The 15,922-nt window shown below is 49.6% G+C and carries 14 protein-coding genes; 4 read left to right on the top strand and 10 right to left on the bottom strand.

The features are described from left to right. Window positions 1-178 precede the first annotated feature (178 nt). Complete coding sequence (ribA, locus tag CLR69_RS03425; RefSeq protein WP_107167579.1) at window positions 179-772, top strand: GTP cyclohydrolase II; 594 nt, start codon at window positions 179-181, stop codon at window positions 770-772. Between the two features lie 72 nt (window positions 773-844). On the opposite strand, the gene CLR69_RS03420 is transcribed toward ribA, so the two are convergent. From CLR69_RS03420 to CLR69_RS03410, 3 genes are all read right to left on the bottom strand, one after another. Then, on the bottom strand, window positions 845-2,479 hold the full coding sequence (locus CLR69_RS03420; RefSeq protein ID WP_129709816.1) for an ABC transporter substrate-binding protein: 1,635 nt from the start codon (window positions 2,477-2,479) through the stop codon (window positions 845-847). A 205-nt stretch (window positions 2,480-2,684) separates the two neighbouring features. Continuing rightward, a complete protein-coding gene (gene acnA, locus CLR69_RS03415; RefSeq protein ID WP_129711641.1) occupies window positions 2,685-5,357 on the bottom strand; it encodes an aconitate hydratase AcnA in 2,673 nt (890 codons plus the stop codon). A 297-nt stretch (window positions 5,358-5,654) separates the two neighbouring features. Then, on the bottom strand, window positions 5,655-7,001 hold the full coding sequence (locus tag CLR69_RS03410; RefSeq protein WP_242451529.1) for a dicarboxylate/amino acid:cation symporter: 1,347 nt from the start codon (window positions 6,999-7,001) through the stop codon (window positions 5,655-5,657). Between the two features lie 841 nt (window positions 7,002-7,842). On the opposite strand from CLR69_RS03410, the gene gstA reads away from it, so the two are divergent. Further along, window positions 7,843-8,451, top strand: a complete 609-nt coding sequence (gstA, locus tag CLR69_RS03405) for a glutathione transferase GstA (RefSeq protein WP_129709823.1) — start codon at window positions 7,843-7,845, stop codon at window positions 8,449-8,451. A gap of 38 nt (window positions 8,452-8,489) precedes the next feature. Here the strand turns inward: gstA and pdxY are convergent, their stop codons facing one another. The 5 genes from pdxY to anmK form a co-directional block, all read right to left on the bottom strand. Continuing rightward, on the bottom strand, window positions 8,490-9,350 hold the full coding sequence (pdxY, locus tag CLR69_RS03400) for a pyridoxal kinase PdxY (RefSeq protein ID WP_129711643.1): 861 nt from the start codon (window positions 9,348-9,350) through the stop codon (window positions 8,490-8,492). A gap of 84 nt (window positions 9,351-9,434) precedes the next feature. Continuing rightward, window positions 9,435-10,712: a tyrosine--tRNA ligase gene (gene tyrS / locus CLR69_RS03395; RefSeq protein ID WP_129711644.1), complete on the bottom strand. Its 1,278-nt coding sequence runs from the start codon at window positions 10,710-10,712 to the stop codon at window positions 9,435-9,437. 236 nt (window positions 10,713-10,948) lie between these two features. After that, window positions 10,949-11,632 (bottom strand): pyridoxamine 5'-phosphate oxidase, encoded by a 684-nt coding sequence (gene pdxH / locus CLR69_RS03390; protein WP_129711645.1) that lies wholly within the window; start codon window positions 11,630-11,632, stop codon window positions 10,949-10,951. Between the two features lie 105 nt (window positions 11,633-11,737). Further along, window positions 11,738-12,055: an MliC family protein gene (locus tag CLR69_RS03385; RefSeq protein ID WP_129709830.1), complete on the bottom strand. Its 318-nt coding sequence runs from the start codon at window positions 12,053-12,055 to the stop codon at window positions 11,738-11,740. Window positions 12,056-12,151: 96 nt separating this feature from the next. After that, entirely contained in the window at window positions 12,152-13,264 is a 1,113-nt protein-coding gene (gene anmK / locus CLR69_RS03380) for an anhydro-N-acetylmuramic acid kinase (RefSeq protein WP_129711646.1), read from the bottom strand. Window positions 13,265-13,613: 349 nt separating this feature from the next. Here anmK and CLR69_RS03375 point away from each other — a divergent pair, with 349 nt between their 5' ends. Continuing rightward, entirely contained in the window at window positions 13,614-14,081 is a 468-nt protein-coding gene (locus tag CLR69_RS03375) for an outer membrane lipoprotein (RefSeq protein WP_005972534.1), read from the top strand. A 131-nt stretch (window positions 14,082-14,212) separates the two neighbouring features. On the opposite strand, the gene slyA is transcribed toward CLR69_RS03375, so the two are convergent. Both slyA and CLR69_RS03365 read right to left on the bottom strand, forming a co-directional pair. Continuing rightward, window positions 14,213-14,650, bottom strand: coding sequence for a transcriptional regulator SlyA (slyA, locus tag CLR69_RS03370; protein WP_039299223.1), 438 nt, complete (start codon window positions 14,648-14,650; stop codon window positions 14,213-14,215). A gap of 230 nt (window positions 14,651-14,880) precedes the next feature. Further along, a complete protein-coding gene (locus CLR69_RS03365) occupies window positions 14,881-15,120 on the bottom strand; it encodes a DUF1289 domain-containing protein (protein WP_129711647.1) in 240 nt (79 codons plus the stop codon). A gap of 288 nt (window positions 15,121-15,408) precedes the next feature. Here CLR69_RS03365 and gloA point away from each other — a divergent pair, with 288 nt between their 5' ends. Next, window positions 15,409-15,816: a lactoylglutathione lyase gene (gene gloA / locus CLR69_RS03360; protein ID WP_129709836.1), complete on the top strand. Its 408-nt coding sequence runs from the start codon at window positions 15,409-15,411 to the stop codon at window positions 15,814-15,816. Window positions 15,817-15,922 lie beyond the last annotated feature (106 nt).

Here is a 15,922-nt window from a genome sequence, read left to right as displayed (position 1 = left end):
ATGGCGTAAAATAGCGCTCAGTTCTGTCAACGAATCTGAAACCACATCGCGGTCAGGTCACGTTGTAATTCAATTTTTGTGACGTTCTTAGACAGGCTTTTTTGCTGGTCAAGCGCGATAGGTCGCAGTAGGATTCGCCTCAGCACTTTTTTTGGACACAGCTTTTTTGGAGAAAAGTATGCAGCTAAAACGGGTGGCGGAAGCCAAGTTACCCACTCCGTGGGGCGATTTTCTAATGGTGGGTTTTGAAGAGATCGCCACAGGTCACGATCACCTTGCTCTGGTCTATGGTGATATTTCCGGTTCAGTTCCCGTACTTGCCCGTGTGCATTCCGAGTGCCTGACAGGGGATGCCCTGTTTAGTCTGCGCTGTGACTGTGGTTTCCAGCTTGAGGCCGCATTGGGCCACATCGCCGAAGAAGGTCGTGGCGTGCTGCTATACCATCGTCAGGAAGGCCGTAATATCGGGCTGCTCAATAAAATCCGCGCCTATGCGTTGCAGGATCTGGGGGCCGATACGGTGGAAGCGAATCATCAGCTTGGGTTCGCCGCCGATGAGCGCGATTTCACGCTGTGCGCTGACATGTTCAAGTTGCTAGGTGTCGATGAAGTTCGCCTACTGACCAATAATCCGCAGAAAGTGAAAATACTCAACGAAGCAGGCATCAATATCGTCGAACGTGTGCCATTAATCGTCGGGCGTAACCCAAAGAATGAGAACTATCTGGCAACCAAAGCCGCCAAAATGGGGCACATGCTGGACATGAAATAACGCGCCCATTGTTCTGGGCACGTTTCCTTCAATGCCTACAGCCGGTTTTTCACCGGCTGTTTTCTTTTTAGACTAGTGTTTGAGGATGTACATATCTTGTGTGTAATAATCGCCGCGAACATTGGGCGAAAAACCACCGATATACGTCTTAACCATCTGCGGCTGAACATAGTAGTAGATGGGCAATAATGGAATATTGTTATCTAAAATATCCGAAGCCTGTTGATAAATAGCCTCTTTCTCTTGCTTATCCTTGACCGTCAGCGCCTTTTTCAGCAACGCATCATACTGTGCATTACTGAATTTACCGTTGTTGTTACTGTCATTGGTTTCCAACGTATTCAGGAACGTACTGGCTTCGTTGTAATCCCCTGTCCAAGATTGTCTGACCACTTCAAAATTCCCCGTACGTACGGTATCCAGCATGGTTTTCCATTCCTGGTTTTGCAGCGTCACTTCTGAACCAAGATTTTTCTTCCACATTGAACTCGCGGCGATCGCCACACGTAAATGTGATTCAGAGGTGTTGTAAAGCAGGTTGAATTTCAGCGGATGTTCTTTATCAAATCCGGCCTCTTTCAACAGTTTTTTCGCTTCATCATTGCGCTGTTGCTGTGTCCAGCTTGCCCATTCAGGATCCTTACGTTGGAAACCCCCGATATTTTTAGGAATCAAACTGTAAGCAGGCGTCTGTCCCATCCCCAACACATTATTTGCGATGATATCTTTATCTAAGCTGAGGTCCAGCGCGCGACGAACACGAGGATCGTCAAAAGGGGCCTTTTTCGTATTGAAGCGATAAAAGTAGGTACCGATCTGCGGTGCCACCTTCACTTCCTGCGGGTATTCTTTTTTCAGTGATGCAAACTGAACCGGTGATAAAAGCCCCGTAATATCAATTTCACCCGATTTATAACGATTTAATTCCGCGGCCTGTGAGCTGATCGGCAGATACGTAACTTTGTTAATCACAGTATGCGCATCATCCCAATACTGGCTATTGCGCTTGCCAACAATGCGTTCGTTAACCACCCATTCGCTCAGCGTATAAGGGCCGCTGCTGACGAAATTCCCAACCTGCGTCCAATTTTCTGGGTGCTTTTCAATGACGGCTTTCGGCAATGGCACCAGAACATGATAAGCCGACATTTCCAGGAAATAGGAAAGTGGGTGTTCCAGCGTAACTTCAACCGTATGGCTATCCAGCGCCTTTATACCCAGCGTATCGGGCGCCTTTTTGCCCGCCATAATATCCGCCGCATTCTTCACGTACATACTGGCGACGTAGCTGCCGTAAGGCGATAATGTTTTAGGATCGCCAAGACGTCTCCAACTGTAAACCACATCATCCGCAGTAATCGGTGAACCATCGGACCATTTAGCATCAGGTCGCAGGTGGAATGTCCACACCGTGTTGTCTTTATTATCCCAGCGTTCGGCCAGCCGCGGCTGGATAATGCCATCATCCCCCACGCGCACCAGATTATCGAAGAAGTCATTAATAATATGGCCTTCTACATCGCTTTCTACCTTATGCGGATCCAACGATGCAGGCTCTGAACCATTGCCTCGCACCAACTCTTGTTTCTCCGCCAGTGCCGTGCCAGCAGGAACCTGTGCCGCAAAAACCGATGTCATCGCTCCCGTCGCACATAGCGTAAGAAGTAGTAGTGAGTGTTTAAAACGTTTTTTGATTACATCATTCATATAACCTCCTGTTATAGCCCCGTCATTCTTCAAACGGTGTTGTTGTCAGGGCATGACTCGGCAATAATTTTTACTTATTACCCATGTAGTTAGCGTCAATACAACATAACCACAATTTGCCGGAGGATACGAGAGTTTCATGTGGGAAAAAGTGCGCTGGTGCAACGGCAAAGTGCACCAGCGTGGGGGGCAAGCGAAGATTACGTTACAACATATTGCGGATAACGTAATGCAAGATACCGTCGTTCTGGTAATAGGTCAGTTCATTACGGGTGTCGATGCGGCAACGGGTGGCGATCGTTTGCGTATCACCACCAGCATCCGTGATGGTTACCTCAACCGTAGCACCCGGTGTCAGTTGATTTAGTCCCGTAATCGAAATCTGCTCATCACCGGCTAATTGCAGCGTTTTACGCGTCACACCTTCGGGAAATTCCAGCGGCAGAATCCCCATTCCAATCAGGTTAGAGCGGTGGATACGCTCGAACGATTCTGCGATCACTACGCGAACGCCCAGCAAGCGCGGGCCTTTTGCAGCCCAGTCGCGGCTAGAACCTGAACCGTATTCTTTACCGGCAAACAGCGCCAGTGGGACACCCTCCTCCTTGTAGCGCATTGCCGCATCATAGATCGTCATCTCATTCTGCGACGGAATGTGCCGGGTATAGCCGCCCTCTTTACCTGCCACCATTTCGTTACGGATACGGATGTTGGCAAACGTTCCGCGCATCATCACTTCGTGGTTACCGCGCCGTGAACCATAAGAGTTGAACTCCGTGGTTTCAACGCCGCGTTCCAGTAAATATTTTCCTGCCGGGCTATCACGCTTGATGTTGCCTGCCGGTGAGATATGGTCGGTTGTGACCGAATCACCCAACATCGCCAGAATGCGCGCCTTGTGGATATCTTTGACCGGTTCCGGCTCTTTCCCCATATCCAGAAAGAAAGGCGTCTGTCGGATATAAGTCGACTCTTCCGGCCACTGATAGGTAGGGTTGTCGTCGACCTCAATATCTTGCCACTCCTGCGTGCCTTCAAACACCGCAGCATATTGCTTGTGGAACATGCCAGCGCTGACATTCAATACCGCATCCGCCACCGCTTTCGTCGAAGGCCAGATGTCCTTCAGATAGACCGCTTTTCCGTCACGATCTTCACCCAGCGGTTCCTGCGTCAGATCGACGTTCATATTCCCCGCCAGCGCATACGCAACCACCAGCGGTGGTGATGCCAGCCAGTTCGTTTTCACCAGTGGATGGATGCGACCTTCAAAGTTACGGTTACCTGACAGCACCGCGCCGACCGTCAAATCACCTTCTTTTATCGCGGCTTCAATCGCCTCCGGCAGCGGGCCTGAGTTACCGATACAGGTGGTACAGCCGTAACCCACCAGGTTGAACCCCAACGTGTCGAGATACGGCGTTAATCCCGCTTTAGCATAGTAATCCGTGACAACACGTGAGCCCGGTGCCAACGAGGTTTTGACCCACGGCTTGGTTTTCAAACCACGTTCTACGGCATTTTTTGCCAGTAATCCGGCAGTCATCAGTACGCTAGGGTTAGAGGTATTCGTACAAGAGGTGATCGCCGCGATCACGACCGCCCCCTGATGCAAGCGGTGCGTCTCGCCTTCCAACGTGAACGATTCATAGTCAGAGCGGTTCTTCACCGAGCTAACATCCAATTCTCGACTGGCTTTAAAAGCTTCCGGCACACCGGCTAAAGGCACGCGATCCTGCGGACGCTTCGGCCCTGCCAGACTGGTTTCCACCGTTGCCAAATCCAGCGCGAGCTGGCTAGTGAATATCGGTTCATCGCCGGTATTACGCCACAATCCCTGCTGCTTGCTATAGGCTTCCACCAGTGCAATCTGTTCTTCCGCGCGGTTGGTCAACCGCATGTAATCCAGCGTGATGTGATCGATAGGAAAGAAGCCGCAGGTTGCACCATATTCCGGTGCCATGTTGGCGATGGTCGCGCGATCTGCCAGCGGCAACGAATCCAGACCATCACCGTAAAATTCCACAAACTTGCCGACCACGCCGTGTTTACGCAGCATCTGCGTTACCGTCAATACCAGATCGGTTGCAGTGATCCCTTCTCGCATTTTACCGCTTAACTTTACCCCCACCACATCGGGGATCAGCATTGAAACAGGTTGCCCCAACATCGCAGCTTCTGCTTCTATTCCACCAACGCCCCAGCCGAGCACGCCCAAACCGTTAATCATGGTGGTATGCGAATCGGTTCCTACCAGCGTATCGGGGTAGGCAAACTGTTTGTCGCCCTGCTTTTCGTACCAAATAGCCTTAGCCAGATACTCCAGATTCACCTGATGACAGATCCCGGTTCCCGGCGGCACAACGCTGAAGTGACTAAAAGCATTTTGCCCCCAGCGCAAAAACTCATAACGTTCACGGTTACGCGCCATTTCCAACTGCGTGTTATCCGCTAGCGCCTGACGATCGCCGAAGTGATCGACCGTAACCGAGTGGTCAATAACCAGATCGACCGGCGACAGCGGGTTAACCTTATTAACATCGCCGCCCAGTCGTTTCACTGCGGCACGCATCGCAGCCAAATCAACCACCGCTGGCACACCAGTGAAGTCTTGCATCAGAACGCGTGCTGGACGGTAGGCAATTTCCCGATCGGCGTGACCGGTTTTCAACCAGTCCACCACTGCCTGAAGATCGTCCTGCTCTACCGTGTCCCCATCCTGATGACGCAATAAATTTTCCAGCAATACCTTGAGTGACTTCGGTAATTTGTCGATATTGCCAAGCGTTTTCGCCGCCTTCGGCAGGCTGTAGTAATGATAAATCTGTTGTCGTACCGTCAGTGTGTCCAGACAAGTGTCGCGAAGGTGTGATGACATGCTTCCTCCCAAATTAACTTGCTATTCGTTATTCTGCTGCAGGCGCCCGAGGAATAACCAGCCTGAGCTTGCGGTCTTATTTAAAGATAACACAAACAAAAAATAACGTTTTTGCAACAATGCCATATGAACGCAGTGATAGCCGTCAGCTATTGAAAAGAGCTAAGTCGGAGTAAACACGAAGGGGGAGAAAAACAACCACGTCAGCGTGCAGAGGACACAGAAGACAATAGGGAGACAACAATCGAGAAAACGGCCCGAAGGCCGCCAGTCTTAGCGTATTAACCTACCGCTAATTTAGACAGTCCCGGTTGCTATCACAGGGACGTCTTTGTCAGGACGAGCATGGCCTCTTTCTTCCTGATCATAGCCTTGGTCTTCATGATCATAGCTTTGGTCTTCATGATCATAGTTTCGCTCCAGTTTGGCAACAACCGCAGTCGCCATACCGTTACCAATCACATTGGTCGCCGTGCGCCCCATATCCAGAAACTGATCGATACCAATAATCAGTAAAATGCCCGCTTCGGGTAAGCTGAACATCGGTAACGTGGCAGCTACCACCACCACCGCAGCACGTGCTACCCCCGCCATCCCCTTGCTGGTGATCATCAACGTCAGCAAGATCAGAGTCTGTTGCGTCAAACTTAGGTGGATATTGTAAGCCTGCGCGATAAACAGAATGGCAAACGCCTGATAGATCATGGAACCAACGAGATTAAAGGAATACCCCAACGGGAGTACGAAGCTGGTGATTTTTTTGGGAACACCGAATTCGCTCAGTGCCTCCATTGTTTTCGGGTAGGCAGCCTCGCTACTTGCGGTAGCGAACGCCAGCATACTAGGTTCACGTAGCAGTTTGAGCAGTCCCCAGGTTGCTTTCTTACCAAGGAACAATGCACCCGCACCAAACATCAGCCCCCATAACAGCACCAATCCAAGGTAGAACTCGCCAATGACTTTGCCAAAATCGAGAAGCAACCCAAGACCTTCGGTCGTAATAGAAGAAGCTAATGAGGAAAATACCGCCAAAGGCGCTAATCGCATGACATAATCCGTCACCCGAAACATCACTTTCGCCAGTTCCTCTATCATCGATTCCATCGTGACGGCATGTTTATTTTGGCCTTTCACAAAAGCCAGAGCGGAACCGAAAAACATGGAGAATACCAAAATCTGCAATATTTCATTATTCGCCATCGCTTCAACGATGCTGCGCGGAAATATATGAGCAATGAAGCTTTTCAGTGTGAATCCGCCGGTACTCACCCCGGTATCTACCTGAATTGGCGTACTTGGGACGGCAAGGTTCATTCCAACGCCTGGCTCGAAGATATTTGCTAACAGCATGCCAATAAAAAGGGAAACGATAGAAGAACAAATAAACCACACCATGGCTTTTAGCCCTATTCGGCCAACGGAGGAAGAGTTCCCCATGCTGGCAAGGCCAGAGACCAATGTTGCGAATACCAATGGCGCGATGATCATTTTTATCAGACGAAGAAAAACATCGGTCACTAAATTAAAGTAGGACACCACCTCTTTTGCTTCTTTCTCTGTCAATAGAGAATGACAAAGTCCGCCGACAATAATCCCGAGAATAATAGCCAAGGCTATAAAAAATAATAACCTGTTCTTTTTCATAGTAACCTCATGGTAATGAATAGATTCAGACAATACGCATTGTTAGTCGCGTGAGTCGCCTGACTCACCATCGTAAGCACTTACGACTTATACTATTGCCATCGTATTGTCTGTGTCTTGATGTGGTAATAATAATTACTCGGGAATATTATTTATTTATCTAACATGGATAAACAATCTCACGACGAAAATCACTCAATGTAACTACCCCTATTTTGTTACATAAAAAATAAAGGGGTAATTTAATCCACATGTCAGTGAAACCGTTTCCCTTCATCCCCCTTCCTACTCTCATTTTTAAGTATCCATTAAACACTAACCTTGGGGAAATAAACTAAATGGACAACATCATGAAAAACACGAAATGTGTCACTAATGAAATTTTTCTTATCAAGAAATTTAGCAATAATTAATTAACATCTATAAATCACACATCGAAAAACATCTCTGAAACAGCTGATTTAGCAGATTGATCTCAAAAATCGACAATACCATTTTATTTAGCGCTTTCCCCCTGTCCTCTCTCACCTATACGCCAGTCCTGACGTCTTCTGAACAAACAGTCCGTAACATCAACGCTCCACTACGGTTTGAACCTGGAGATGTCACGCACTACAGCGTTTTAGTTGTGGCCTCCGCTGGCCTCCCTCGGTAACGCATCAAAATTTGACTTTGTTCCGTCAAAACCGCCCAAATTTCATACATCAGTCATACATAAGGAGTATTTTGCAAGAGGCCTCACACTCTCTCATTACGTTTTGTTGTAAAAAAACGACATGTCGTTATTCAACACTCATCAGCGTATGTGTTGATGGAAAAATAATAATAGAAAGGGGTTTTCATGAAACTGTTTTACAAAGCTGAAAGCAGTTCACTTTTTACACACATCGTTTTGCTCGAATCCAAATTGGAGTTCAAGCTGGAGAAGGTCAATCTGCGCACGAAAAAGACGGAACGTGGCACCGACTATACCTTCATCAACCCGAAGGGGATGGTGCCAGCGTTAGAGCTGGATGATGGTTCTATCCTGACGGAAGGCGTCGCTATCGCCGAATACATCGCCGATCTGGTTCCGCACTGCAACCTTATTGCTCCCACCGGAAGTATGGCGCGCTACCACACGATTGAATGGCTGAACTACATTTCTGCTGAACTGCACAAAACGTTTACGCCGATCTTCCGCCCCGGCACACCGGAAACGTATAAAGATCTGTTAGTTGAATATTTACAGGTCAAATTCCGCTATATCAATCTGGTGTTGAGTGAACAGAACTATCTGGTCGCGAACCGTTTCAGTATCGCCGATGCATATCTGTTTACCGTGATGCGCTGGGCACAGTCGTTAAAACTAGATATGTTCCGCTACCCTGCACTGGCGGCTTATCTCGACCATATTGCCGAGCGCCCTTCTGTCGCTACTGCGCTTAAGGTTGAAAGGTTGAAAGGTTAGCATGCAGTAACGCCCCGAATTTCGGGGCGTTACTCGTTTCACGACAGGCGAACAGCCTGGAAATGATGGCGTGGATTGGCAATGCCATCCTGAGCGGCAACCAGTTGCAGCTCATACTCGTTCATCTCTTTCGTCACCAGCATGACTTCATACACGGCAGCCGTTGTGTGTTCTAGTGCTTTATCCAGCGCCACGCCTTTCAGCAAGTTCACCAGCAGCAACCCACTGGTCAAATCGCCCACGCCTACAGGCTGGCGTTCAAACTCCACTAGCGGGCGGCTGATGTGCCAGGCGTCCGTCGGCGTGACCAGCAGCATTTCGAAGCTGTCTTCGCGGCTTGCTGCCCGGCTAAGATGCTTCACCAGAACGATTTTTGGCCCTTTTTCACACAGCGCACGTGCGGTTTCCACGGCTTCCGCCACGTTATGCACTGTACAGCCACCGAGCAACTCCAACTCAGGCAGATTCGGCGCGATAATATCGGCCGCAGACAGAGACTGCTGGCAGTGAAAATCAGACACGCCGGGTGCAACGATACAGCCTTTCTCCGGCGTGCCCATTACAGGATCGCAGAAGTACAGCGCATCAGGATTCGCGGCTTTTACCTGCCGAACAATACCCAGAATATGTTCCCCTTGCTCAGCAGAGCCGATATAACCACTCAGCACCGCATTACAGGTCTTCAGCTTGTCGATGTTCGCAATTCCCTGCACCACCTCAGTTAAGTGGCTGGCGGGCATCACACACCCCGCCCAGTGACCGTATTGGGTATGGTTAGAGAATTGCACCGTATTCAGCGGCCAAACGTTTGCGCCCATCCGACGCATCGGAAACTCTGCCGCACTGTTACCGGCATGACCAAAAACGACATGTGACTGGATGGAAAGTATATTTTTCATTAGATATGACTCAAATCCTTGCCAGCGCCTGTGCGCCTCAACTTACAAGAAGAAAGGGAGCTGACGCTCCCTTATCGGTAATGCTTATGCTTTCCAGCAGATCAGGCAGTAGTGTTTTTTACCGCGACGCAACAAGGTGTAGCGATCAAACAGACGGTCAGACGCGCTGAAGGTGTATTCAGGATTGGCCTGCTTTTCGCCGTTAATCGTTACCGCATTCGAGGAGATCATCGTACGGGCTTGGCCGCGTGACGGCACCAGTTCAGCGCTGACCAGCGCCTGTTGCAAATCAGCACTGTTTTCCAGTTCGATGATCGGCATACCATCCTGCGCCAGCTGGGCAAAGTCGTCCTGCGTCATATCCTGCAACGCACCAGAGAACAGGCTTTGTGTAATACGACGAGCGGCTTCCAGACCCGATTCACCATGAACCATACGGGTGACTTCCTCCGCCAGCACGTATTGAGCGCGCGGCGCTTTTCCGCTGTTCTTGTCTTCTTCTTCCAGCGCATCGATGTCTTCGAGGCTCATGAACGTGAAGAACTTCAGGAATCGGTATACATCGGCATCCGCCGTGTTAATCCAGAACTGGTAGAATTTGTAAGGGCTAGTCTTGCTGGCATCCAGCCAAATTGCGCCACCTTCGGTTTTACCGAATTTCGTGCCATCAGATTTGGTGATCAGCGGAACAGTCAGACCGTAAACCTGCTTCTGGTTCATACGGCGTGTCAAATCGATACCAGACGTAATGTTGCCCCACTGGTCAGAGCCACCAATTTGCAATTCGACGTCATGCTGCTTGTTCAACGAGGCAAAGTCGTATCCCTGCAACAGGTTGTAAGAAAACTCGGTGAACGAAATGCCAACATCATCACGATTTAAACGCTGTTTGACAGCTTCTTTGTTAATCATCTGATTAACGGAGAAATGTTTGCCGATATCGCGCAGGAAATCCAATACGTTCATACCGCCAAACCAATCGTAATTATTGGCGGCGATCGCGCTGTTTTTACCGCAGTCAAAATCCAGGAAGGGAGAAACCTGACGACGGATTTTCTCTACCCATTCCCCCACGGTATCAGCCGTATTCAGTTTACGCTCTGTCGCTTTAAAACTTGGATCACCGATCAACCCCGTGGCACCACCTACAAGTGCCACCGGTTTGTGACCAGCCAGTTGGAAGCGTTTCAGGCAGAGCAGCGGCACCAGATGCCCCAAATGCAAGCTGTCAGCGGTGGGATCGAAACCGCAATACAGTGCAATTGGCCCTTGCGCCAGCCGCTCTGCTAACGCTTCCTCATCCGTCACCTGGGCAATCAAGCCCCGCTCTTGCAATTGTTTAATCAGGTTACTACTCGCCATCGATAACTCCATTTTTATAAAAAACAGGCTGTTACGTCCCTTTTTGGGGTTACGCACAACGCCGTGAGAAATGCGCAGCATACCTGCCTGCTGTCGCATGATGATTTCGCTGCCGCATTACCTTACGCAGCAGGCTATGAACGGCATATCGCCGCGCAATACCCAGTCAACGCGGAACTTCATAGGATAAAGTGCTGATGATAGGAGCGCCAGCGTTTAACACGGATATTTCGCGATTAAGGCGCTAAACGATCGATCTGCCAGCCCTCTTCCTGCCGCTGGTAAAAAAATCGGTCGTGCAGGCGGTGTTCACCGCCCTGCCAAAATTCGACAGAATCAATCACCACGCGAAAGCCCCCCCAGAAGCTCGGCAGAGGGACCTCGCCGCTTTGGAATTTTTGCTTCAATTCCAAAAATTTGCTTTCCAGTACGCCACGTGCGGAAATCCGGCTGGACTGCTTTGATACCCATGCGCCAATTTGGCTATCTTTCGGACGACTGTGGAAATATTTCAGCACTTCAAGCGTCGGTAGCTTCTCTACGCGCCCCAATACCATCACCTGCCGTTCCAGTATATGCCACGGGAACAGCAGACTGATACGTGGATTGTTTTCCAGATGATGAGCTTTACGGCTGCCCAGATTGGTATAAAACACCATGCCTTTCTCATCATAGTGTTTCAGCAGAACGATACGCTGATAAGGCTGCCCGCGTTCATCGACGGTCGCAACAGACATCGCTGTAGGGTCGGCCAGCTTCGCCTCACAGGCCTGTTTCAGCCAGCGTTCGAACAAGTCCAACGGATTAGCGGGAAGATCGCCACGGCGGAGCCCGCCACGCGTATATTCACGGCGGATGTCAGCGATATCGGCTGGTTGAATAAGAGGAGTACCGTCAGAGGGGGAGCGTTCCTGTGTCATAATATCCTGCTGTCGCAATGTCGGGCCAGAAGCGGGGAAAATCCCATTCTGCTCCCGTACCCGAAAAATCGCAATCAGCAGTAACGCCACAATCGTGCGGGTCAGTTACCTCGGTGCCAGCACACAATCATCTACGATAACCCGTTCACCACGCTGGATAAATGCACGGTCGCCTTTGCTCCAGAATGTGTAGGTATCATTGCTGTATCTGACGCCAGAAGCAGACACCACCTGAGGCAGACTGAGACGTTCACCGTCCAGCAGGAAACTCACCTGAGAAGGCGTTTCACCACCCTGCTGTAACGTAACGGTTAGCGGCATTGTGCCACATTGATAGTGCAATGTTTCTACCGTCTGTTTATGACCAAAATAGCTGCATCCGCTCAGCAGAATCAGCGCTATCCCTGTCAGCAATCGTTTCATTTTTTCTCCTGTCATTCTTGTCAATGGCGGCAACTGACGCTGCCGCTCATTCAAGTTTAACAAGAGGATAACCATGAACCTCTCGGCAAAATCTGATTAATCCACGTTAACCGGATAAATCGCACCTAACACTGTTTCCTGACTCGCGCCTGTGACAGACGGCAGATTACCCGGCAATCCCGACAGCGTGCGTGACGCCAGCCAGGCGAATGCCAATGCTTCCATGTCATCACCGCTTACACCGCATTCATCCGTTGTGCTGACTTCAATACCTGGCAGCAGAGCAGACAGGCGCGTCATGATGAGTGGGTTGCGCGCACCACCACCACAAACTAATAAGCGTTCACACCCACCGACCAACAGCACCTGCTCGGCGATGCTCATCGCCGTCAATTCACCCAGTGTCGCCTGAACGTCCTGCGGCGTAATGGGAGGCAAGCCAGCCAGCATTTTCTCCAGCCACCCCATATTGAAATACTCGCGTCCTGTGCTTTTCGGTGCCCGTAATGCAAAATAAGGATCGCTTAACATGCGGCGTAATAGTAGTGGATTCACCTGTCCGCTCATCGCCCATACAGCGTCTTTATCATATGGCTGCGCACAGTGCCGCCAGATCCAGGCATCCAGCAACATATTCCCCGGCCCGGTGTCGTAACCGCGTACGGGCGCACCAGGCACCAGCAGCGATAGATTGGCGATGCCCCCAATGTTGAGCACAATACGACGCTCAACAGGGTGCAGTAACAACGCGTGGTGGAAGGATGGCACCAGCGGAGCACCTTGCCCGCCATAAGCCAAATCGCGGCGTCGAAAATCCCCGACTGTTGTGATACCCGTCAAGGCAGCAACGCGGTTATTATCGCCTATCTGCATCGTACAAGGCGCATCGCCCGTGGGTTCATGCCAGACCGTCTGTCCGTGGCAACCAATTGCCGTAATATCCTGCGCACCCAGTTCTGTCTCTTCAAGCAACGTCAGCACGGCTTCTGCAAACAAGATGCCCAGACGCGTATCCAACTGCCCTAGCGCAGACAGTGTCACTGCCTGTCCCTGGCACATCCCCAGGATGGCCATTTTGATATCCTGCGGTATCGGATGACAGTAGCTGGCCTGCTGGGCCACTGTATGTTCGTCAATTGCAGCTAGCACGACATCCACACCATCAAGACTGGTGCCGGACATCACGCCAATATATCTGCCTGATCTCATTATATAGCCTTTGCCTCTATGGGATAAAAAGAGAACATTGATAACAACCGTTAAGTCGAGAATAAAAGTAGCACGTTAACACGCTGAATTATTAAATTTTTTGTGTTTTTGCCACACGGGTTAGGTTTTAACCAAAAGTGGCTTTTTGATAATATTTGCTACAAAAAAAGCCCTTTCTCGTGATATTTACTTCTCTGTTTATACGTAATTTAAGCGCACTATTATATTCTGAAAAAAAGAGTAAAAAGAGTGGCATGCTACACTGAGCCAGACCATAATTTATTGGTATAACACTGCGTCGGCCGAGGCTGAGCCAGCCCGACATATTCGCTATTAAGGAGTTTTTATTATGATGAAGCGTTTACTTGTGGTTACCCTTGCCGGTATCACGCTGGCTGGTTGTGCTAATACCAGTACGCTTTCAGGTGATGTGTACAGCGCATCCGAAGCTAAACAAGTACAGACCGTTACCTACGGCACCATCGTTTCTATGCGTCCGGTTCAGATTCAGGCGGGAGAAGATTCTAACGTTATCGGTGCTCTCGGCGGCGCTGTACTGGGTGGATTCTTGGGCAACACTATCGGCGGTGGTTCTGGTCGTAGTCTGGCGACAGCGGCTGGCGCGGTAGCCGGTGGTGTAGCGGGTCAAAGCGCAACAGGTGCACTGAACCGCACACAGGGCGTAGAACTGGAAATTCGTCGTGATGACGGTAGTACCATTATGGTAGTACAGAAACAAGGCGATACGAAATTCAGCGCGGGCCAACGCGTAGCCATGGCGAGCAACGGCCGCAGCATCACCGTTTCTCCACGCTAATGTTGTGTGACGATCGCCGCTATCTGCGGCGATCGTCACAACGAATAATCAACTCCCGGAATAAATAACCAATAACAGGTATCAGTAATCTTACCGGGATTTAATTCTCCCTCTGCGTAACCCAAATTTAGCTACGCTTGATTCTCATGTAATGCCAATATATTTTTCTCAAGACGCGCAACCAGCAACGCTAATTCATCAACCTGCTCCGGCGTAATACCAAATAATACTTCACTACGTGTATGACTAATTACACCATTGACTGCCTGTATTATCGGCTCTGCTGATTCAGTCAGCATAATACGTTTTGCCCGACGATCGTGCGCACAGACGTGGCGAGTGATTAACCCTTTTTCCTCAAGCTGATCCAGAGTTCGGACTAATGAAGGTTGCTCAATACCTATTGCTTTGGCTAGTTGAATCTGCGACTGGCCAGGGGGTAAATGGTATATGTTATGCAGCGTGACCCAATGCGTTTGAGTCAGCTCAAGTGGTTTTAATCGATGATCGACCAGTGCACGCCACACGCGCACCAGACGGGCTAAATCAGATCCTAATGGCAATTCCATCACCTCTCCTTATTGTTAGCACGCTAAGTTATATCCCTGGATTGCAATCAACTCTGATTTATAAGAATAGAAAACGATTTTATTATCGTAAAAAATAGAACCCTAACAGAAGTGGATTCTATCAAATAAAAGTCTTTTAAAAATGATCTTAGGCTTATTTTATTCAATCGAACGCTCCTGCGTTGCTTAAACAAAATTTCACGTAAATAGATCATCTAAGACAAGATGACTTAAAACAACGATGGCTGACGGGACTCTGCTGGCGTATCGGTTTTCTCTGAACGCTGTGAGCGTTTCATTCTCTGCCGACACAAACGCAGCACATCCTGTTTCTGCGCATCACTCATTTGGCCCCAACTAAAGCGCTCATTACGACTGCGAAAGCAACCGCGACAATATCCGCCTCCATCCGTCTGACAAATACCACGACATGGGTTAGGGACAGCAAAGAGTTCAAGTTGCTCTGGCACAACACCTCCTGCGACAACTCTATTTATTGAAGCCCTGTTCTTTACCGCTGGCAAGCACAAACGGACAGTCACAATGAAAATAATTAGATAACCATTGTAATAGCTGACGATTTTTTTACACGCAGGGCGTCCTAAAATTGATCCAGCGCGCTATTTATCCCTCCTGATAGTACGTTTTAACACAAACCTCACCGCAGTGTCGCATTTTTAGCATCATCGTAACGGCTTGGACTCAGCAGAGCCACAACGCTATACTTCCCTTTTGTTGCAATTTTTAACGAGGACACTATGCGTTTACTTCATACCATGCTGCGTGTTGGCGATTTACAACGTTCTATTGATTTCTATACCCAGATTCTGGGAATGCGTGTATTACGCACCAGCGAGAATACCGAATACAAATACACGCTGGCCTTTGTCGGTTATACCGAAGAGAGCGAGGGTGCGGTTATCGAGCTGACCTACAACTGGGGCGTCGATAGCTATGAGCTGGGCAACGCCTATGGTCATATTGCATTGGGCGTTGACGATGTTGCCGCAACCTGTGAGCGAATCCGTAAGGCAGGTGGCAATGTGACGCGTGAAGCTGGCCCGGTAAAAGGCGGTACGACCGTGATCGCATTCATCGAAGATCCCGATGGCTATAAAATAGAATTGATCGAAAACGCCCACGCCGGTAAGGGCATCGGCCACTAATACCCCGCGCAATACAGGTGTCACATCGGCACCTGCTTTCTTCCCTTCCTCTGCCACCCCCTCTGTTTGAAAGACAACGGGCATGCTGCATCTCCAGTCAAAGTTT

This window comes from Pectobacterium zantedeschiae (genome assembly GCF_004137795.1).
In the GTDB taxonomy this organism is placed as follows: Bacteria; Pseudomonadota; Gammaproteobacteria; order Enterobacterales; family Enterobacteriaceae; genus Pectobacterium; species Pectobacterium zantedeschiae.
Note: the sequence above shows the minus strand (reverse complement) of the source record. Positions and strands in the feature narration are given on the sequence as shown.